Annotated in this window: 19 protein-coding genes; 8 read left to right on the top strand and 11 right to left on the bottom strand. The window is 44.3% G+C overall.

Features of this window, described 5'->3' with window-relative positions; all coding sequences use genetic code 11:
• Positions 1 to 28: 28 nt before the first annotated feature.
• The 4 genes from C1N53_RS18415 to lipB form a co-directional block, all read right to left on the bottom strand.
• Positions 29 to 1,180 carry a DUF4271 domain-containing protein gene (locus C1N53_RS18415; protein ID WP_137760711.1) on the bottom strand — a complete coding sequence of 384 codons (1,152 nt, stop codon included), beginning with the start codon at positions 1,178 to 1,180 and terminating at the stop codon, positions 29 to 31.
• Positions 1,164 to 2,213, bottom strand: coding sequence for an undecaprenyl/decaprenyl-phosphate alpha-N-acetylglucosaminyl 1-phosphate transferase (locus tag C1N53_RS18410; RefSeq protein WP_240773270.1), 1,050 nt, complete (start codon positions 2,211 to 2,213; stop codon positions 1,164 to 1,166). The genes C1N53_RS18415 and C1N53_RS18410 overlap by 17 nt, the downstream gene beginning before the upstream one ends.
• A 70-nt stretch (positions 2,214 to 2,283) precedes the next feature.
• A complete protein-coding gene (locus tag C1N53_RS18405) occupies positions 2,284 to 2,688 on the bottom strand; it encodes a hypothetical protein (protein ID WP_137760710.1) in 405 nt (134 codons plus the stop codon).
• Complete coding sequence (lipB, locus tag C1N53_RS18400) at positions 2,672 to 3,412, bottom strand: lipoyl(octanoyl) transferase LipB (RefSeq protein ID WP_137760709.1); 741 nt, start codon at positions 3,410 to 3,412, stop codon at positions 2,672 to 2,674. The genes C1N53_RS18405 and lipB overlap by 17 nt, the downstream gene beginning before the upstream one ends.
• 311 nt (positions 3,413 to 3,723) lie before the next feature.
• Here lipB and C1N53_RS18395 point away from each other — a divergent pair, with 311 nt between their 5' ends.
• A complete protein-coding gene (locus C1N53_RS18395; protein ID WP_137760708.1) occupies positions 3,724 to 4,086 on the top strand; it encodes a YraN family protein in 363 nt (120 codons plus the stop codon).
• On the opposite strand, the gene C1N53_RS18390 is transcribed toward C1N53_RS18395, so the two are convergent.
• Both C1N53_RS18390 and htpG read right to left on the bottom strand, forming a co-directional pair.
• Positions 4,083 to 5,009, bottom strand: a complete 927-nt coding sequence (locus C1N53_RS18390; RefSeq protein ID WP_137760707.1) for a toxin-antitoxin system YwqK family antitoxin — start codon at positions 5,007 to 5,009, stop codon at positions 4,083 to 4,085. The two genes, C1N53_RS18395 and C1N53_RS18390, sit on opposite strands and share 4 nt — an antisense overlap.
• A 211-nt stretch (positions 5,010 to 5,220) precedes the next feature.
• Positions 5,221 to 7,044: a molecular chaperone HtpG gene (htpG, locus tag C1N53_RS18385; protein WP_137760706.1), complete on the bottom strand. Its 1,824-nt coding sequence runs from the start codon at positions 7,042 to 7,044 to the stop codon at positions 5,221 to 5,223.
• 279 nt (positions 7,045 to 7,323) lie between these two features.
• Here htpG and C1N53_RS18380 point away from each other — a divergent pair, with 279 nt between their 5' ends.
• The 3 genes from C1N53_RS18380 to C1N53_RS18370 all read left to right on the top strand — a co-directional run bounded on the left by C1N53_RS18380 (position 7,324) and on the right by C1N53_RS18370 (position 10,832).
• A complete protein-coding gene (locus C1N53_RS18380; RefSeq protein WP_240773269.1) occupies positions 7,324 to 7,659 on the top strand; it encodes a hypothetical protein in 336 nt (111 codons plus the stop codon).
• 170 nt (positions 7,660 to 7,829) lie between these two features.
• The gene (locus C1N53_RS18375; RefSeq protein ID WP_137760705.1) at positions 7,830 to 10,187 is read left to right on the top strand and encodes a TonB-dependent receptor; all 2,358 of its coding nucleotides are present in this window, start codon (positions 7,830 to 7,832) and stop codon (positions 10,185 to 10,187) included.
• Between the two features lie 66 nt (positions 10,188 to 10,253).
• A complete protein-coding gene (locus C1N53_RS18370; RefSeq protein WP_137760704.1) occupies positions 10,254 to 10,832 on the top strand; it encodes a hypothetical protein in 579 nt (192 codons plus the stop codon).
• A 55-nt stretch (positions 10,833 to 10,887) separates the two neighbouring features.
• Here C1N53_RS18370 and C1N53_RS18365 read toward each other — a convergent pair whose 3' ends face one another.
• Positions 10,888 to 11,529, bottom strand: a complete 642-nt coding sequence (locus tag C1N53_RS18365) for a YdeI/OmpD-associated family protein (RefSeq protein WP_137760703.1) — start codon at positions 11,527 to 11,529, stop codon at positions 10,888 to 10,890.
• A gap of 62 nt (positions 11,530 to 11,591) precedes the next feature.
• Between C1N53_RS18365 and C1N53_RS18360 the strand changes: the two genes are divergently transcribed.
• From C1N53_RS18360 to C1N53_RS18350, 3 genes are all read left to right on the top strand, one after another.
• Complete coding sequence (locus C1N53_RS18360; protein WP_137760702.1) at positions 11,592 to 12,833, top strand: MFS transporter; 1,242 nt, start codon at positions 11,592 to 11,594, stop codon at positions 12,831 to 12,833.
• 179 nt (positions 12,834 to 13,012) lie between these two features.
• Entirely contained in the window at positions 13,013 to 13,579 is a 567-nt protein-coding gene (locus tag C1N53_RS18355; RefSeq protein ID WP_137760701.1) for a hypothetical protein, read from the top strand.
• A gap of 142 nt (positions 13,580 to 13,721) precedes the next feature.
• Entirely contained in the window at positions 13,722 to 14,045 is a 324-nt protein-coding gene (locus tag C1N53_RS18350) for a DUF4286 family protein (RefSeq protein ID WP_137760700.1), read from the top strand.
• A gap of 75 nt (positions 14,046 to 14,120) precedes the next feature.
• On the opposite strand, the gene C1N53_RS18345 is transcribed toward C1N53_RS18350, so the two are convergent.
• The 4 genes from C1N53_RS18345 to C1N53_RS18330 all read right to left on the bottom strand — a co-directional run bounded on the left by C1N53_RS18345 (position 14,121) and on the right by C1N53_RS18330 (position 18,368).
• Entirely contained in the window at positions 14,121 to 14,597 is a 477-nt protein-coding gene (locus C1N53_RS18345) for a GNAT family N-acetyltransferase (protein WP_137760699.1), read from the bottom strand.
• Positions 14,598 to 14,685: 88 nt separating this feature from the next.
• A complete protein-coding gene (locus C1N53_RS18340; protein ID WP_137760698.1) occupies positions 14,686 to 15,420 on the bottom strand; it encodes an acyl-[acyl-carrier-protein] thioesterase in 735 nt (244 codons plus the stop codon).
• A gap of 120 nt (positions 15,421 to 15,540) precedes the next feature.
• The gene (locus tag C1N53_RS18335; RefSeq protein WP_137760697.1) at positions 15,541 to 15,999 is read right to left on the bottom strand and encodes a hypothetical protein; all 459 of its coding nucleotides are present in this window, start codon (positions 15,997 to 15,999) and stop codon (positions 15,541 to 15,543) included.
• A 176-nt stretch (positions 16,000 to 16,175) separates the two neighbouring features.
• Positions 16,176 to 18,368 (bottom strand): prolyl oligopeptidase family protein, encoded by a 2,193-nt coding sequence (locus tag C1N53_RS18330; protein ID WP_137760696.1) that lies wholly within the window; start codon positions 18,366 to 18,368, stop codon positions 16,176 to 16,178.
• Positions 18,369 to 18,678: 310 nt separating this feature from the next.
• Between C1N53_RS18330 and C1N53_RS18325 the strand changes: the two genes are divergently transcribed.
• Positions 18,679 to 19,326: a 2OG-Fe(II) oxygenase gene (locus C1N53_RS18325; protein ID WP_137760695.1), complete on the top strand. Its 648-nt coding sequence runs from the start codon at positions 18,679 to 18,681 to the stop codon at positions 19,324 to 19,326.
• Positions 19,327 to 19,405: the final 79 nt, after the last annotated feature.

Here is a 19,405-nt window from a genome sequence, read left to right as displayed (position 1 = left end):
TCGCTGAATAGCAATAATATTCTAAAAGTTAGAAAACAATTAACTTTAGCACTACAGCCAACGGAATTACTTCTGTGGCGCAAAGGTATGAAAATAAATGCAAATTTAGTACTGTGGCTTTCTTATTTACAGTTATAAAAACCCTGAGAGTGGTGATTATCAAAAGTAAGGAAACAGCCAGGCTCGATACTAACAAAATGGTTTGAGGCTGTGATGTGTTTAGCCCCAGGTACAGGAGCATAATAAAGGGAAGAAAAATACCCAGGAAAAGTATCGTTCTTATAAATTCATTGTACTGCACATGCACGACCTGCTCCAGCTCGAAAATAAAACCCATTACTTTTAAGAAAAGGTATTTGAGCAGGATAAACACAAAAACTACCGCTGTATAAAACAGGATTCGGGTAATAATATCTGCCTCTGAAACAGGAAACAACCTGCTTATAAACTGCACCTGCTGTACATTGGTGTGTATGGCAACAATAAGAAGTGCCATAGAAAGCGAGAAAGCAATTACAAATAAAATACTGGACCATGAGGTGATAGGCTTTGCAAGCGTTCCTTCCTCCAGTTTATTTGCTTTAAAAAAAATACCCGGGTTGTAGATGTTTTGAAAGTCTGCCGTAAAATTAGTTCTCAAGCTCCCATACAGCAAGCCGATTAAAAGCACAAACACTACAAAGGCCGTATGGTTGGGATAGTTGCTTAACCTTGTAAAATTAAACCTGCTCCTCCTCTGCTCCGTGCTCTGTTCCGGCAAATGATTTTTGTATGTGCTCACAAGCGGTTGCTGTGCCGGATGCCAGGCCGTAAGCAGATATTTTCCCTGAACCGCATCAACTCCTTTACTGTAAGCAGACAAATCCAATGTATAATTTGCTGTTGAATCTGCCAAAAAAATCAGCTTATTGTTCAGGTACAGGCATAGGTTCTGCTTGGCAGCAAAGTCGATCAGGAATGGTTGCCGGGGGTTGATGAACAGCCACTGATGCACCGCATTATAGTTCGCATGCTCTCCTGCTATGTAAGGCACAAGTTGCCCCGAGGCCGGGTTTTGCACCATCCAGTCGGTACTGATTGTGTTCTTTTGCTCCAGCGGTAATACCTGTGCCCTGAGGGGCTGCAACAGGCAGAAAAAAATAACTACAAATAATAAACCCGCCTTAAACTTTTGAAGCATGAGGCTCACTCTTTGATTTATAAACACCTAAAAATATGCTTAGTAAAATTGACAGGAACAGCAAACTTAACAAAATGCTCATGTTCCCCCATTGCTGAAAACTCACAACAAAAATAATAACCAAAACATTTATGGCACCCAACGTCAGCACTGTTCCTATCTGGCTAAAGCCCATCAGCAACAGGCGATGGTGAATGTGATTTTTATCCGGGATAAAAGGAGAGTTGCCTTTCAGTATTCTGATGGAGAAGACTCTTAAGGTATCGAATACCGGAATAAACAGGATACCCAGCGCAACAGCAGGCGAAGCAGCAGACTGCCTCATCTCGACAAACTGAATAGCCATTACCGAAATAATGAATCCGCAGAGCAGAGAGCCGGTATCGCCCATAAAAATGGTAGCTTTATGAAAATTGTACCGCAGGAACCCGAGCACTCCCCCTATCAGGCAAAATGCTACAAAAGCATAGTTGCTATAGGTGTTGCCTCCAAATATAAAGAAGAACACTCCAAAAGAGCTGGCAATAATTAACACAATAGTTCCTGCCAATCCATCTAGGCCGTCAATCAGGTTAATTGAGTTTGTGATGCCTATAATCACCAAAAAAGTAAAGGCATAGCTAATGCCAATCTGCAGCTCTCCTACGCCAAATATACCCTGAAAGCTTGTAATCCGGATGTCGGCCACAAACATTACAATGCCAGTTGCCAATATTTGTACGGCAAATTTTTTCATTGGGGCAATAGCCACTAGGTCGTCTTTAAGTCCTATAAAGAACATGATCACGCACCCTGCCAATAACTGCTGCACTCCGTTATCCAAATCTACAAAAATGGTAAGAGACGAAGTAAAACCGGCAAACATAGCCAAGCCTCCTAACCGGGGCGTAAGCGCATCATGCACTGTCCGGAGGTTAGGCTGATCCAGTATATTTTTAAGGTGCGCCACTCTTATGATAGACGGAACCGCGAATATAGCAATTAGGAAAGCCCAGATACAGGATAAAATCAGAGATAACAATCTTGGTTCCATAAGCTGATTGGCAGCACAGCACAGGTTATGACTACTGGTGCACCCGTTATATAATTAGAAACTGCTATACCTATGAGTGAAGCACTCCCTGCATTTGCAGCATACCAATATTAATAAAGTTCTCTTCAGTGATAGAGTCCGGCACGAATACAAATTTTTTATCGTAGATCTGCCGGCCAATGTAGTAGCTCACCCAATACTCATTGTTGATATGAAAAATTGCCGGATCGATGGGTTCTATCTGTACGAAGCTTTTGGCCTCTACTTTTTCAAACATGTGCCGCAACACCGATGTTTTTACCTCATTCCCCTCTGATGTACCGTATCCTTTCGACGAGACCAGCACGTTTTCAATAGGAAAGGGATTGTTATTTAATAAATAAACATTCCACTCCTGCACATTTAACTCGTTATGCTGTGTGGCAATAGCTACTGATATACCTTCTACTGTATCAAAATTAATGTCTTTCTTCATGTGCAGCTGTTATGATTTTAGCCTCAAAAAGGTGTGCCAGGTGAGTAAGCAGTTTTTCTTCCACCTCAGGCAAAGGCACTTCCCGCCCCAGCTCTTTTGCTAAAGAGGTAACCTGTTTATCGGATATACCACAAGGTACTATATTATTAAAATAATCTAAATCGGTGTTTATATTAAATGCAAACCCGTGCATGGTTACCCAGCGGCTGCACTTTACCCCCATAGCGCAAATTTTGCGGGGGTTGTTTTGCTCCACATAGTCAAGCCACACCCCTGTCAGGCCCGGAATACGGCCTGCCTCCAGGCCATAATCTTTCAGTGTCAGAATAATGGCCTCTTCCAGAAAACGCAGGTATTTATGTATATCTGTAAAAAAGTTATCCAGGTCCAGAATCGGGTAACCTACTATCTGGCCAGGCCCATGGTATGTTATGTCTCCTCCCCTGTTTATCTTGTAAAAAGTAGCTCCTTTCGCCTGCAGGCCAGCTTCATTGATGAGCAGGTTCGATTCGTGGCCGCTTTTGCCCAGTGTATATACATGCGGGTGCGAACAGAATAAAAGGTAATTGGGTGTTATGGCCTGGCTTTCAGCTTCAGCAGTTCTGTTCTGCGCTTTTAGCTCCAGTATAGCATTAAAGAGCTTATCCTGGTAATCCCACGCCTCTTTGTAGTCTATCAGGCCCAGACGCTCAAACTGTATTTCCTTATTTTGTAATAAATTCAACTTTCTTGCTCCCAAATTAAATTATAGCAACTATAACACAAAGCAGACTTTTTTAATATCGCTGAGCTTCAACATTACTACAACATGCTTCTGAAATACCTGCTGCCTGCTTTAAAGTCGCTTTCTTTACCTCTTTAACCACAACAGTTAACAATTTATAGTTCAAAGATAGATTTACAATTATCTATAAGCAAATAAACTGAATGCAGGTCTACAGAAACAACCAGTACATTGCATTATACCTATACTATGAGCAACAACCTGCTGCTACAGTTAAGGGTATAGCTTTAAGCAATAGCAAACAACTTATAATGACTTCTCAAAAAGGCGAGCATATTCGTACCGGGCAAAGCGGTGAAAGGCAGGCAGCTGTTTACCTGCAGCAGAAGCAGTATACTATCCGCCACCGAAACTATAAGTATAAACGGGCAGAGATTGATCTGATAGCCCAGAAAGATGATACCCTGGTCTTTGTAGAGGTGAAAACACGTGCTACAGACAAATTCGGGTTTCCGGAAGAAGCCGTTAACTGGAAAAAAGAAAAACAGATCTTAAAAGCGGCAGAACAATATATTCAGGCTGTCAGTTGGGAGCAGGATATCCGTTTTGACATTATATCTATTACTTTAACGGAACCTGTTACCATACATCATATAGAGGATGCATTCCATTAGCGCTGCGCCGCAGATCGCTTATCCAGCTTGTCTTTTTCGTACACTAAGGTGCCATGCCTGTCATACTCTCTGATTAAAACAGGCTCAGCGGGTGCATCAAAAGAACTTTTGGGATACTGAAACTCATAGTGGCGGCGGTTTCGGAAATCATAATGCTTTATCCAGATGCCGACTTTGCGGCCTTTATCATACTGCCCAGACCACTCTACCTGCCCGTTCTCATAAAAGCGATAATATGTGCCCTGCACCTGCCCATAGGCATAAGGAATAACCTCTTTGATTTTTTTTGCCTCACCGGGATAGTACGACACCACCGCATCTCGCAGAAAGCCTTTCTCATAGTGTGCTTTATCTACGAGTGTGCCTTGTTCATCGCCTCTGTAGCGCTCCCACCGCAGATGCTTGGTACCCATAAAAAAGTACCCCTCTTCTATTACCTGATCACCTCTTCGCTTCTTATAAGGGCCATGCAATATTTTGTCTTTTGCAGGGTCTGCATCGGCACTTGTAACACGTATTTTCCCGCTCTTGGTATTGTAATAGTATTTCTGCTGTACGTAAGGGTCGGTTTCTGTATGCTGAGGCAGGTAGCTGAAAATTTCCACAATTTGCTTATCACCTCTGGGTCCGCTTTTTGTAAAGCCCCTGCTTACTTTCTGGCCCATAAAGTAGCGCTTGCTGGGCTTTTTCTTTTTCTTTTTTTCCTCCTGCCCCTTGCCTTCATCCAGGGGAAGTTTGGTTTCCAGCGATGGTTCTGTTGTATCACCTTCCGCCACGGCTATAGCACCCGCTTTACTTCCGTTCTTTAACTGCGCTTGGCTCAGGTTATAGTCGCTGTTATACTTAGTTGCGCCACAGCCACTCATAACGGTAGCTGTTAAACTCCCTAAAACCGCCCAGACCAATAAGAAGGATTTACGCATTTTTTGTTTCAAAAGTAATTGGTGCTATAATTTAAAATACTTTCACAGAACAACGTAAAGATGCATATAAATCATATACACGCCAATATTGTAACCGATGTTCCCTATAACTTTACGAATGGGCTGTAAGTTCACTAAGCCCGTTTTGGAGAAAGCAAAAAAAGCGGCACCAAACGGGCACCGCTCTTTGAAAGATAGGTTATTACTGTAATTATTCTTTATCTATCAGCTCTACGCTACGCTTAACGAAGGCTGTAAGCGCAGAACCGGAAAGCATGTTCTGAGACAGCAAAGCCAGGTCGAATGCCTGACGGGCAATACGCTCTTTGTTCTCATCTTTTGCCTTTAAAATGCGTTGGTTAATGCTATGGTTGGCATTGATGGCTACCTGGTAAGTATCCGGCATATCGCCCATAAACATCATACCGCCACCGCCTGTGCGATTCATATCTTTCATGCGGCGCATAAATTCTGGCAGAGTAATTACCACTGGTGCATCGTTCGGAGAAAGCGGCTCTACCTCTACCATCATGTGTTGGTTACTGATCGCCTGCTCGTAAATCTTTTTAAGATCCTCTTTCTCTGCATCACTCAGCACACTTTCCTTGTTCTCGTCTTTGGCAATCAGCTTATCAATGGTTTCAGAGTCTACGCGCTTGAGTGTGGTTTTCTCCAGCTTCTGCTCCAGCAACCCGATAAAGTGGCTGTCAATAATCGTATCAAGCTTCAGCACATCATAACCTCTGTTCTGAGCAGCCTCTACAAACGCATGCTGTTTATCTGCATCAGTGGTGTAAAGCAATACCAGCTGATCATTTTTGTCAGTCTGGTTTGCCTGCGTCTGCGCCTTGTATTCCTCTAAAGTATAGCATTTGCCTTCTGTGTTCTGCAGCAGCACAAAGTCTTTTGCTTTCTCATAGAACTTATCGTCTGAAAGCATGCCATACTTCACGAATACATTAATGTCTTTCCAGTTCGTTTCAAAAGTAGCTCTGTCTTTTTTAAAGATCTCTGTCAGTTTATCAGCTACTTTTTTCGTTACGTACGTGTTGATTTTTTTAACGCTGGAATCGGCCTGCAGGAAAGAGCGGCTTACGTTCAGCGGAATATCCGGCGAGTCGATCACGCCATGCAGCAGCATCAGGAACTCAGGCACCACATCTTTTACCTCGTCGGTAATAAACACCTGCCGTGAGTACAGCTGAATTTTATTGCGCTGCAGCTCAAACTCGTTTTTAATTTTAGGGAAATACAGGATACCTGTCAGGTTGAAAGGGTAGTCTACATTAAGATGAATCCAGAACAACGGCGGTTCAGAGAATGGATACAGCTCTTTATAGAAGTTCTTGTAGTCATCTTCAGCCAGTTCGGATGGCTGCTTCGTCCAGATAGGAGTTGGGTTGTTGATTACCTCTCCTTTGAACTCCACCTCTACTGGTAAGAACTTGCAGTACTTGTCCAAAATGGTTTTGATGCGGCTTTCTTCCAGAAACTCTTCTGAATCCTGAGCAATGTGCAGAATCACATCTGTGCCACGCGCTTCTTTTTCAGCGTCTGTTATAGCAAACTCTGTGCTGCCATCGCAGATCCAGCGGGCAGGCTCAGCGCCTTCTCTATAAGATCGGGTAATAATTTCTACCTGATCTGCCACCATAAAGGCAGAGTAGAAGCCAAGACCAAACTGGCCAATAATCTGGTTTTTATCGCCAGACTCTTTAAAGCGCTCTACAAATTCTGTAGCGCCCGAAAAAGCGATCTGGTTGATATATTTTTTAATCTCATCTGCTGTCATACCGATACCCCGGTCTGCAATGGTGATGGTTTTAGCATCTTTATCTACCGTTACCACCACTTTCAGCTCGCCCAGATCACCTTTAAACTCACCAATAGAGGATAAGCGCTTGATCTTTTGAGTGGCATCTGCAGCATTGCTTACCAATTCACGAAGAAAAATTTCGTGGTCAGAGTAAAGAAACTTCTTGATGATCGGGAAAATGTTTTCGGTGTGAATCGAAATATTACCTCTTTCTTCCATGTTTATATCTTAAAAATTTTGATTTCTACTGGAATAAATGTCCTCAGCAACAATTGTCAAATCCTGTTCCAGAGAAAGAATATGGCAAAATTTGTGACAGGTTGGCAGCATCTGCTGCTATTAGCATAACCAGGCAAGTCATAGACCCGCCTGAAACTAAAATTTTGGCATATATCGGGCATAAACGAAAGCTTTAGAAGCACCCGTATTTTCAGAGGTTTGCAACAAAGATGCAGGTTTATTGAAATTTTTATACATTTGCCTTCGTTGTAATACAGCTTGGAATTTTTCCTGAGACATATCGCCCTCTTTTTGCTCCTGCTTTTTGTGCGGGTAATGGTACCTGACGGCCTGGTGCTGGCAATGCATACCCATACCCATACACCCCACGAAGAGGGAATGGTAGTTAAGCAACATCCCGGCCTGGAAAAGGTGGATACGGCGCATATACATTGCCCTGTTGAAGATTTGTTCGGAGCCCCTTACCATGCTAGTTTAAACCACATCCGTTTTAGCCAGCCGGCGCCTTACAGCATGTATGTGGCTGCCAGAGCTTCTGCCTGGGGAGGTTTGCCTGGCTCCTCCTCTCATCTTCGGGGGCCTCCAACTGCTTAAGCATTTTCTGTTTCCTGCTTTCTGCAAGCCACTTTTTCAGGTAATCTTTACCTACGTTTTATTCTGCACATGTACGTCTTCCTGTAGTAAAAAAGGCGCGGTATGCACAGTACCTAAGTCCTTGTTACTATAATGGCTATACTTCTGATGCAGCAATTAATTTTTTTCTAGTGATAAGAATAAGATATTATTTTCTGGGTCTGCTGTTGCTGGCTGCCACTACTTCCATTGCCCAGATGCAAGCCCCTTCCGATACCCTTCTGGTGGAGGAACAGGACTGCGGGCTTACGATTTCTGGTAAAGCAATCGACCATGACACGCGAGAGCCATTGGTCGGAGCTACCATTTATATTCCGGAACTGCAACGAGCTGCTATTACGGATGAGTACGGCAACTACCACTTTCACCACCTTTGCCGTAACGCCTATACACTTTTGGTGAGTTACATCGGCTACGAAAACGAACGCATATCTCTGAAACTTAGTGCTTCTGTGGTTCGCAATTTAACAATGCATACAGATGCGCGCCAGCTCGGAACGGTAGAGATACGCGGGCAACGGCTTTCGGAACAGGCACAGGCTTCCGAAACACTTACAGGCAGAGCACTGGCAGAAACCCGTGGTCTTTCTTTAGGAGAGTCGCTAAAGAAACTGACAGGTGTAAGCTCCGTACAAACGGGGCCCAACGTTTCTAAACCTGTTATACATGGCTTATTCGGAAACCGTGTCCTGATTATGAACAATGGCGTGAGGCACGAGTCGCAGCAATGGGGCAACGAACATGCCCCGGAAATAGATCCGCTTAACGCACAGGAGATGACAGTAATAAAAGGAGCATCAGGCGTACGGTATGGCTCTGATGCTATAGGCGGCATTGTTCTGGTAAACCCTAAACCACTTCCCGACTCTGCCGGCACTCGTGCCGAACTGGGGCTTATTGGCAGTACCAATACCCGCATGGGAACCGTATCGGGCATGGCAGAAGGCCGGTTGCCGCAGGTACCGCTAAGCTGGCGGTTACACGCGTCGTTAAAGAAAGGTGGTAGTGCGCAGGCACCTCACTATAACCTGAACAACACAGCCTTTGAAGAACAGAACCTGGCAGCTACACTTGCTTATACTAAAGACAGGTACGGTGCAGAGGTTTATTACAGCTTCTTTCACTCTAAACTCGGCTTTCTTTCGTCGGCACATATTGGTAACCTAACCGATCTGGCTAATGCTATTGCAAGAAGCCAGCCTGAACAAACCGGCGATTTTACTTATGCCATTAACCGGCCTTACCAGGATGTGACGCACCACCTGTTCAAAGCGAAAGGCTTCTACAAAACAGGAGAGGCAGGCCAACTGCAGTTTACGTACGGTTTGCAGCAGAACATACGCCAGGAGTATGATAACCACCGCAACGCCAGCGGCAGGGCTCAACTGGACCTGGACCTGCAGACGCATACGACAGAACTGGTGTGGGAGCATCGGGCTGTTGCAAATATGACCGGCAGCATCGGGGCAAGCACGGTTTGGCAAAACAACTCTTTTGCCAGCGGCACCAGAGATCTTCTTCCTTTCTTTACAAACTTCACAGCAGGACTTTTCATAACAGAAAAGTGGCAGAAAGATAATCTGCAACTGGAAGCAGGACTACGCTACGACCATAAAGACCTGACCGTAAAGCGGCAAGAAAACAGGCTGCTCTTTAAACCTAGCTATGAGTTTCATAACTTATCTGGTAGCTTAGGAGCTATGTATGATCTTGGCTACCACCTTACCTTAAGCAGCCATATAGGATATGCCTCCAGGGCTCCGCATACCTATGAGCTTTTTGCAAAGGGCCTGCATAACAGCGCTGCCACTTATGAAGAAGGCGACCCGAACCTCTCCTCTGAGAATGCACTGAACACATCTGCCACAGTTTCGTATCACTCTAACCTGCGATTGAACGGGGAGGTGAGCTTTTACCTTAACACCATCAATAATTATATTTACCTGCAGCTACAGCCTGACTATGTATTAGGTGTGGGCGGTGCATATTTAAGCGGTAAGTATATGCAAGCCAACGCTTTATTTTGGGGAAGCGACATCAACTTACAGTATAACATCTCCAAAAATCTTATGCTGGAAAGTAAAACTTCGTTAGTTTATGCTAAAAACAGAGATACAAACCAGTACTTACCATTTATAACTCCTGGGCGCACCGACAATAATTTACGCTATTCTTTTAGAAATAGTGAAAACAGTATGTTTGCAGAATCGTATGTGGCTGTGGGCGGCACAAGTGTTAGTAAACAATATCGCTCAGATTGGCAGTCAGACCCGGTAGCTCCGGCGCCTGATGGTTATTTTCTATGGCATGCCGAGGCTGGTACTACTTTAAAAATAGGCCATCAGCACCTGGCAATTGGTATAACAGGTAACAATTTGTTAAACACAGCTTATAGAGATTATCAGAACAGGCTACGGTATTTTGCAGACGAAATAGGCCGCATCATCATGTTTAATATCAGAATTCCGCTGGAGTTTACAAAGGGATAATACATGCCCCGCGAACCAACCAGCATTTAGAATATTTTTGTTTAACTATATTACTTTCAACAAACCATGAAAAGATTACTTAAACCTTACCTGGCATTCTTACTTTTAGGGAGCTTAATATTAACTACTTCGTGTAAAGACGATGATCCGGATCCGGAAGCAGAGAGCGAGCAGGAGCTAATTACCACTGTAGAACTACGCCTGGAACCAGTAAACGATAAAAGTGCTCAAACTGTAACAGCTATCTGGAAAGATACAGATGGAGTTGGAGGAAATGCACCTGTCATACAGGGGCTGGTATTAAAAGCCGGAACCGTGTATAATGCAACTGTTTCGTTCATGGATGAAGCCAGTACTCCCGGCCAAACCAAAAACATTACAGAGGAAATCATAGAAGAAGGGCACGATCATGAAGTATTCTATACTGTAACCGGAGCCAACGTAACTTTCGCCAAAGATGTAGCGGAAGACTTGGATAAAAACAACCGCCCTATCGGTATTGAGACTACAGCCACAACAACAACAGCCAGCACAGGAACAGTGCGTGTGGTGTTAAAGCACCAGCCAGGCCTTAAAAACGCTAACAGCAATATGAATACTGGTGAAACGGACGTAGATGTAACGTTCCCTACTACTATTCAATAAGTAACTCAGACGTAACAAAACAGCCTCCCGTGCAAAAGTACGGGAGGCTGTTTTGTTACGTCTGGTCCTGTTTTAGCCCGGTTAATTTTTCTATCGTTTTCTGTATGCGGCTGGCTCTTGTTTCCGGTTTTCTGGCTTGCAGCACTGCCACCACATATTCTTTTTTGTGCGTAAAAGCTAACCCATCAAAAACTCCTGTTAGCCCTGCCTCTGCTAACGCCTCCTGTAAATCAGCTGGTGGAGTTACTGTGCGGGTTGTAGTGTCTATGCCCGGGTAGGTTGCTCCCATTTTAGAAGGTGCCGGCCTTTCGGAAGTATGCCTGAACCGTAACGACGACCAGGTATCGTCTATAGCAATCTGTCTTACTCCCTCATACCCTAATGCTGCTATTGCCTGCCAGCCGCTATCACGTGTTATATCTGATGCTATAGCAGAAGACTTCTTAGGATAAGCAATCCATAACAACCCTCCTGGCCGGATAGCTTTAGCTGCCACAGGAGCCAGGGCATCTACATCTGATGTATGCTGCACAAAAAGCTGCACCGCATCATAAATCTCACGAATATCTGTTCCTGCAACCGCCGTAGCATAAGAGTATCCCTCTTTCACCAGCCTCGCTTCAAATTCTTTTGGAGCATTTATAAGTAAGAGGCGCTGGTTAGGTTTAAGCTGTAGTTTTTGTATAATGTCTTGCATGGCTATTCCGCTTTTGTGATATAAAGCACAAATACTATATTGAGGCATATATAGCTAAAAATATGATAAGACCACAAAAAGCATCAGAAAAACATTACCTTCTGAATGTAGCCGTGATTGTAGCAGCACTAGGTTACTTTGTTGATATTTACGACCTGGTTCTTTTTAGTATCGTGCGTATTCCCAGTTTAATATCGCTGGGTATAACAGCACCTGAAGCACTACTGGAAGATGGCGTTCTTTTGCTCAACATGCAGATGGCCGGCATGTTGCTAGGCGGTATAGCCTGGGGCATTTTAGGAGATAAGCGGGGCAGAATATCAGTACTTTTCGGTTCTATTTTTCTGTATTCTGTGGCCAACATACTAAATGGCTTTGTTCAGGATATACCAACGTATGCCTTACTCCGCTTTATAGCAGGTGTTGGCCTGGCAGGAGAACTAGGGGCTGGCATAACACTGGTATCAGAAGTGTTGCCCAAAGAAAAACGCGGCTACGGCACCATGATTGTGGCTACCATTGGTATAACAGGAGCTTTGCTGGCCGGTATAGTAGGCGAATATTTTGGCTGGAGAACCGCTTATTTTATAGGTGGCGGTTTAGGCTTGCTGCTTTTACTCCTTCGAATTGGTGTGTATGAGTCGGGAATGTTTAATTCTCTGAAAGAAAGAAGTATAACACGTGGCAATTTTCTTACGCTTTTTACCAGCGCCCAACGTTTCTGGAAATACCTGAAATGTATTTTAACCGGTGTACCTATCTGGTTTGTGGTTGGGGTACTGATAACCTTTTCGCCGGAGTTTGGAATTGCTTTAGGTGTACCTGAGCCTGTTTCAGCAGCCAAAGCCGTTTCGTTCTGTTACCTGGGTTTGGTTTTTGGAGATTTTGCCAGTGGTGTATTAAGCCAAAGATTTAAAAGCAGAAAAAACATTGTTATAGCTTTTATACTGCTCACGGGCCTGGTAATGACGATCTATTTATTTGGCAGTAACTATAGCCTTACGCAATTTTATACCATATGCGTAGCACTTGGCTTTGCCAGTGGCTACTGGGCAGTGTTTGTTACTATTGCAGCAGAGCAATTCGGCACAAATATCAGGGCCACTGTAACCACCACTGTACCTAATTTTGTAAGAGGGGCCGTTGTACCTTTAACCATTGCTTTTAGCTCTTTAAAAGACAGTGTTGGCATTGTTCCGGGAGCCGCTATTCTGGCCGCTATTTCTTTATGCATTGCCCTGATCTCAATTGTAAGGCTACCCGAATCCTTTGGCAAAGATCTAAATTTCCTGGAGCCGGTTTAGGGTTCTGCCGAAGCATAACCTGGTAGCTATATTCTACAATATCCATGTTTGCTAACTATTTTACTATCAGCATACTTACACATCAGGCAAATTCAAAATAATTATATAAAATCACAACATATTCTTAAACAGGCAGTATAGTATAGTAAGCCATTCGTTACACTATAATTTTACTGCTTATGAATAGAACTTCTACTTCTGCAAAGTCCGATTTAACTTTAATTGCGCTGCTTTCTATGTTGCTGGCAGTTTTTATTTTAGCCTCCTGCTCCACAAGGGTAGAGCGGGAAACAAATAAAGAAGCAGACGTTAAAGATGTAATCGCTACAACCGAACAACCTGCCGTTACTGTTGCTTCTTTGGGAGAAGCTGCGGAGGAAACATACTTCGATTTAATTGCCAACACCTCCAACTGCCTCGGTGAAGACCTGTGGATAGGCGGTAAGATAGAAAGTGCCAAAAAGCTGGTGATGACGCAAACAGGCAGTACCAGTCTGCAAAAGGTGTACGAGGTAAAAGAACTCACTGCTACCGGGCTTCATTCCAACAACAGCTATACCTTGCTCAATGATGCCGGTACACTAAAAGCTGTATGCGATGAGAGTGGTGTACTTTACATAAAGCTGGCGGAAGGGCCGCTACAGCTTGTATCTGAAGAAAGCACAAAACCGTTAACGGTTGCTTATGAACCTGTACTAGCTGTTAACTCAGAAGACGGCAAAACAGGAATATGGAGCTGCAAATAGGCTCCTTTGCCAAAGCAGAAAAGGCTTTCTTAGCAATAAGGAAGCCTTTTTTATTGCTCTCCCTCAACTCTATAAAGCTAGTGCTAAAATAAAACTTTCCCTTTGGCTCTCTATTGGAAAGCTATTATTCGTAATTTTAAGCATGATTTTATATAATTTAACAATAAATATAGATAATAGTGTAGCTGAGGACTGGCTGGCATGGATGAAAGAAGTGCACATACCTGAGGTGATGGCTACAGGTTACTTTCTGAAGAACCAGATTGCCCGACTGCTAGACGAGGTAGATAATGGAGGTACCACTTATGCGGTGCAGTATACTTGCCGCAATCTGGAAGACCTGGAAGAATACCAGCGGGATCATGCCACAGCACTGCATAACAAGCATACAGAGCGCTACAAAGATAAATTTGTGCTGTTTATGTCTTTGCTCGAAATTGTTGGAACCGATGTAGAACGGCAGTAGCCTGATGTTAAAGTAAAAAGGCCGTGGCTACTTTCTTTTGTAGCCACGGCCTTTGCTTTTCTGCTGTGTTGCATTTTAAGCTGAATAAGCTTTTATCTGCTCTTCCGTCATGCGGCAGTTATACCATTCGCCATCCAGGCTGGCTCCAATCTTCTTATAGAATGCAATAGCAGGTTCGTTCCATTCCAGCACCTGCCAGGCAAAGCGCTTTGCGCCTACCTCTTTTGCCTCCTGGGCTACAGCATTAAACAATTGGCGCCCAATTCCGCTACGGCGCAGATGCTCTGTCACCACCAGATCCTCTAAATAAATGGTTTTGCCCTTCCAGGTGGAGTAGGCCGTGTAATAAAGCGATAACCCTACAATACCCTCTTCCTCCGATTCAGCTACAAAAAATTTAAAGATAGGCTCCTGTCCAAAGCCATCGCGGCGCATATCTTCCAACGTATTGGTTACCTCCTGTGGTGCGCGCTCAAAATCGGCTAGCTCCTGTACCAGCTTTAGCACCTGTGGCAAATCGTCTATTGTTCCTTTTCTTACTGTAATATTCATTAACTTTTTACTTATTGTTTCTTCACTAGTAGCTAATACCTACCGGAGGCGCTGCAGCTTATTTGCTTATAGTAACAGCACCAGTTCTTTATTTCCACTTTGTTTGGGCCTGCACCAGTTCTTTACCGGTTGCCTCATCTGCCAGCTTATGTAAGTATAGGCCAGGTTCGGTTGGCGCGGCCAAAGACACTATGGTATCACCTAAAGTGCTTTCGGAACGAAAAATGATGTCTGCCTCCCGGAGCTGCTGCTGCTCTAATACCTCTATTGGTAATGCTTCTAAAGCCCAGCGCAAATAGTGCGTATTATTCACATGCCTATTCAGGTCTATATCGTGCCATTTTACCTGCACATGCTGTTCAAACGCAGCTTCTGCCAGGGCAGGCAACTTGCCTTTAGCAAATGGCAGGGGCTCATAACCAGTGGCTATTTCTACAGCCGTTATAAAATCCGGAACTGAAGTCAGCTGCCGCTTTACGACATCCATTACCAGCCACACACTGGTAGCCTGCCCCAGTAGCTCCCGCTCTGCATTGTAAATTCTGAAATCGCGGTGCAGAAAAACTTTTTCTCTTCCTGATGCCCATGTCTCTACCATTACCTGATCGCGGTGTTTCGGATACCGGAACATTTCTATGCGCAACCGCGACAGCACCCAGGTAAGCCCTTTCTCCAGCAAATCATACATTGATATTCCCAAAGTAGTCGTATTATCCCAGGCTGCTTCCTGCAGGTAGCTTACCAAAACCGGCAAGGTTACCTGTCCCCGGAAATCAATCTCGCTCGACCTCACGATGAAAGTACTTTCTCCTCCTTTAGACATAGGCAATCGTTTTCAATTGTGCTGTAAACTTATAAAAGTTTGGGAGCTCTTGCTACCTGAAAAACAAAAGCATATTCCTTTAGCAGGAATATGCTCTGTTTAACTTTCATCTGTTGAAGTTTATCTCAGGCTATTATAAGCTGAAGCCGAGCCAAGAGCTGCAATTGCAACCACATAAAACAACAAAGTAACGAGTAGCAGAATGCCCATAAACTTGAAAAGCCGCCTAAGGTTTCGGAAAGAGGCATTGATTAATTCCTGGTCTTTTGCCTTTAAGCCCTGCATCATCTTATTTGAAAAATTAAGCAGGTAGAGCGAGGGAAAGAAATGAACAAAGGCCAGTAAGGCATAAAACCCTGTTGTGAAAGAAGATACGCGCACACTATTGATACTGGCATTGGCATAAAGCACCTGTATGTATTGCTGCATAAAAAAAGCCAGCAACAAGGTAAGGCCTATAAAAGTAAACCCTACTACAGCTAATACTCTGCCCCATCTTGCTGTGGCATACAAGCCGTCTATCAACCTGAAATCAAGCCTGATCTCTTTATCTGATACCTCCTGGTAAAGCTCTGCCATGGCTACTCCTTATTCTGAATTTAGTAATAAATATAGGTAATTAAAGCTGTTACAACACTATTGATATTTAACAATATCTTCAGCGCCAACAAACTACATTGGTTAACAACATAAAAAAAGCCTGCGCCACTACACAAAAGCTTGGCGCAGGCAAAATTATACTAAAAAAACTGGTTTTACTGGTTCAGATAAGGGTTAACACCCATGTTATGGTAAATGAAAGACCAGGTATCTGCCCATTCCTGTATTACCAGCGAAGTTGGCTTTCCGGCACCGTGTCCTGCCCGTACATCTATCCTGATCAGGTATGGGTTCCCGGGCGCTCCTTTATCCTGCAGTTCTGCTATGAATTTAAAAGAGTGTGCAGGTACTACCCGGTCGTCGTGATCGGCAGTTTTAACCAGGGTTGCCGGATATTTTACGCCTTCTTTAATATTATGCAGCGGCGAGAAAGCGTACAGGTTTTTAAACTGTGCTTCATTGTCTGATGAACCATATTCAGGCACCCAAGCCCAGCCAATTGTAAACTTATGGAAGCGCAGCATATCCATTACACCAACTGCAGGGATGGCCACTTTTGCCAGTTTGGGGCGTTGTGTCATAAAGGCTCCAACCAGTAATCCTCCGTTAGAACCACCTGAAACTGCTAACTTTTCGCTTGAGGTATATCCTTCTTTTATCAGGTACTCGGCAGCTGCTATAAAGTCGTCGAATACGTTCTGCTTGTTCGGTGTCATGCCTGCTTTGTGCCACTCTTCACCGTACTCACCACCGCCACGCAGGTTCGGCATAGCGTATACACCACCATTCTCCAGCCAAAGCATATTGGCAATGCTAAAGCCTGGCGTCATAGACACATTAAAGCCGCCGTAGGCATATAGGTAGGTCGGGTTATTGCCATTCAGTTGCAGCCCTTTTTTGTGCACAATAAACATAGGCACTTGGGTGCCATCTTTAGAGGTATAAAAAATCTGTTTGGTTTCGCATGCATCGGTATCCACATTTACTTCTGCTTTGCGGAACAGTGTTACTTTGTTATTCGGCACATCGTAACGGTAAATAGTGGCAGGATAGGTAAAGGAGGTAAAGGTGAAAAACACTTCCTTATCCTCTTTCTCCCCACTAAAGCCACCTACTGTACCTATAGCAGGCAGCTCTACCTTGCTTAGCTGCTTGCCTTTGGTATCAAACACCAACACTTCGCTGGCCGCATCTTTCATATAGGTGGTTATAATTCTGCCACTAACCAACGAGGCTCCCGTCATTACGTTTTCAGATTCAGGAATTACAACCTGCCAGTGCTGTTCCTGCGGCTTTTTAGGGTCTATGAGCACCAGGCGGTAACGTGGCGCATTTTTATTGGTATGCACCAGCAGCTTGTCGCCCACATTGTCTACCACACTATACTCCGACTCAAAATTGGTAACTATAGGTTTGATAGTTGATTTGGCATCTGCCAGATCTTTGTAGTATAAAGCATTGGCACCGCTGGCTCCTTCCGAAGCATATAACACCAGAAAACGCTCATCGTCTGTAGTGCCACCGTAAAAATTGCGTAGCGCATGCTCTTTATCCTCGTATACCAGCTGGTCCTGGCTTTGCGGTGTCCCTATTTTGTGGTAGTATACCTTATGAAATTCATTTTTATTTGCCAGCTTGTTTCCTTCGGTGGGCGCATCGTAACGGCTGTAGAAGAAGCCGTTCTTATACCAGGAAGCACCTGAAAACTTTACCCAGTCCACCTGGTCGTCGAGTTTCTTTCCTGTGGCTACATCCAGAACATAAAATGTGTTCCAGTCGGAGCCCCCGCTGGAGGTACCATATACTGCATAAGTTGCGTCTTTCGAGAAAGCCAGCGACGTAAGTGCTACAGTGCCGTCTTCGGAAAACTTATTCGGGTCCAGAAAAACCTTTGGCTCTGCCTCCAGCGATTCCTGCACATAAAGTACGCTTTGGTTTTGCAGTCCGTCATTTTTATAGAAGTAATACTTTCCGCCCTTCTTAAAAGGAGCACCATATTTAGGGTAATTCCAGATTTGGGTCAGGCGATCTTTAATTTTATCGCGGAAAGGAATACTGCTGAAGTATGTCTGCGTTACTTTATTTTCTTCTGCTATCCACTGGTCCAGTTCGTCGTCGTGGGTTTCCTGCCAGCGATACGGGTCGGCTACCTTCGTACCGAAATAATCATCTGTGTGATTTACTTTTTTTGTATCAGGATAAGTTAGTGCTGGTGTGCCTGGTGTCGATGCCTGTGTTTGTAATGTTTCTGTATTCATGCCTGTGGCGGTAGAGTCTGTTTGTGTTGATTTACATGCCGATGCAACTAGCAGGCTGCCGGCAAGCAAAATTGTAGTTGTCTTTTTCATAAGGCTACGCCTCCTCTAGGGTTTACGTTTTAGAATAGAACTTTCCAAGATAGCAAAATTTTAAACGTAGTGGTTGCCACGCCGCCAGGAGATAGTTGTAACACCATTTTAAAGATGCAGTTATAGATTCTTCACGTGTGTTTTCCGGAGAAAGAACAGGCTTGCTTTGAGGGGCTGCTTCTAAACATTTAAATCAGCAAAATATTTTTATCCGGCCGCCTCGTATACCACTTGCAGGTTAAGGTATAGTTTGTACATTTAGCGGCTTTTTTGGAAGGTGAAAGAGAAGCGTTTTTAGAGGAAAACTACGATGGAGGAGTTAGAAGAACATCTGCAACAATTTGAGCTATTAGCCGACAAGTTGTCGGAAGACGGATATGCTATAATAGACAATTTTATAAGTAAACAGCAGATCAGGGACCTTCTGGCGGTTCTGAACCACCACCAGGAGCAGGGTACATTCAAGAAAGCCGGCATAGGTGCTTCTGATCAGTACCAGGTAGACAAGCAGGTGCGTGGCGATTATATCCGCTGGATTGAGCCGTCGCAGGCATTACCACCCACGCGTGTGTTCCTGAATCGTATGGATGAGTTGATGCGCTACATTAACCGCACCTGCTACCTGGGCTTAAAAGATTACGAATTCCATTTCACGGTTTACCCGCCAGGCACTGTATACAAGCGCCACATAGATCAGTTTCAGACAAATGATCACCGCCAGTTGTCGTGCATCCTGTACCTGAACGAGGACTGGCTGCCTGAGCATGGCGGCAACCTGCGCCTGTACCTTCCGAAGGTAGACGGCTCGGAGGAGGAAATTGATGTACTGCCTGTAGCAGGTCGCCTGGCCTGCTTCAGAAGCAATCTACTACCACACGAGGTACTGCCAGCTACCCGCCACCGCTATAGCCTTACAGGTTGGCTGAAAGACCAGCTGAATGAACTGCCGTTTTTGTAAGGGACACAAGATGTCAGACACAGGACATAAGACTTTCTCTTCTCCCCCAATTTTAAGTGGCGCGGGAATTATCATGTGC

It is taken from the genome of Pontibacter sp. SGAir0037 (assembly GCF_005491705.1).
GTDB lineage: Bacteria > Bacteroidota > Bacteroidia > Cytophagales > Hymenobacteraceae > Pontibacter.
Note: the sequence above shows the minus strand (reverse complement) of the source record. Positions and strands in the feature narration are given on the sequence as shown.

Excerpts from the sequence above, each read along its gene's own strand:
- C1N53_RS18335 (WP_137760697.1), bottom strand. The coding sequence starts at position 15,999 with ATGGCAGAGCTTTACCAGGAGGTATCAGATAAAGAGATCAGGCTTGAT.
- C1N53_RS18410 (WP_240773270.1), bottom strand. The coding sequence starts at position 2,213 with ATGGAACCAAGATTGTTATCTCTGATTTTATCCTGTATCTGGGCTTTC.
- htpG (WP_137760706.1), bottom strand. The coding sequence starts at position 7,044 with ATGGAAGAAAGAGGTAATATTTCGATTCACACCGAAAACATTTTCCCG.
- C1N53_RS18330 (WP_137760696.1), bottom strand. The coding sequence starts at position 18,368 with ATGAAAAAGACAACTACAATTTTGCTTGCCGGCAGCCTGCTAGTTGCA.
- C1N53_RS18345 (WP_137760699.1), bottom strand. The coding sequence starts at position 14,597 with ATGAATATTACAGTAAGAAAAGGAACAATAGACGATTTGCCACAGGTG.
- C1N53_RS18395 (WP_137760708.1), top strand. The coding sequence starts at position 3,724 with ATGACTTCTCAAAAAGGCGAGCATATTCGTACCGGGCAAAGCGGTGAA.
- C1N53_RS18325 (WP_137760695.1), top strand. The coding sequence starts at position 18,679 with ATGGAGGAGTTAGAAGAACATCTGCAACAATTTGAGCTATTAGCCGAC.
- C1N53_RS18340 (WP_137760698.1), bottom strand. The coding sequence starts at position 15,420 with ATGTCTAAAGGAGGAGAAAGTACTTTCATCGTGAGGTCGAGCGAGATT.
- C1N53_RS18355 (WP_137760701.1), top strand. The coding sequence starts at position 13,013 with ATGAATAGAACTTCTACTTCTGCAAAGTCCGATTTAACTTTAATTGCG.
- C1N53_RS18405 (WP_137760710.1), bottom strand. The coding sequence starts at position 2,688 with ATGAAGAAAGACATTAATTTTGATACAGTAGAAGGTATATCAGTAGCT.
- C1N53_RS18360 (WP_137760702.1), top strand. The coding sequence starts at position 11,592 with ATGATAAGACCACAAAAAGCATCAGAAAAACATTACCTTCTGAATGTA.
- C1N53_RS18370 (WP_137760704.1), top strand. The coding sequence starts at position 10,254 with ATGAAAAGATTACTTAAACCTTACCTGGCATTCTTACTTTTAGGGAGC.
- C1N53_RS18415 (WP_137760711.1), bottom strand. The coding sequence starts at position 1,180 with ATGCTTCAAAAGTTTAAGGCGGGTTTATTATTTGTAGTTATTTTTTTC.
- C1N53_RS18350 (WP_137760700.1), top strand. The coding sequence starts at position 13,722 with ATGATTTTATATAATTTAACAATAAATATAGATAATAGTGTAGCTGAG.
- C1N53_RS18390 (WP_137760707.1), bottom strand. The coding sequence starts at position 5,009 with ATGCGTAAATCCTTCTTATTGGTCTGGGCGGTTTTAGGGAGTTTAACA.
- C1N53_RS18365 (WP_137760703.1), bottom strand. The coding sequence starts at position 11,529 with ATGCAAGACATTATACAAAAACTACAGCTTAAACCTAACCAGCGCCTC.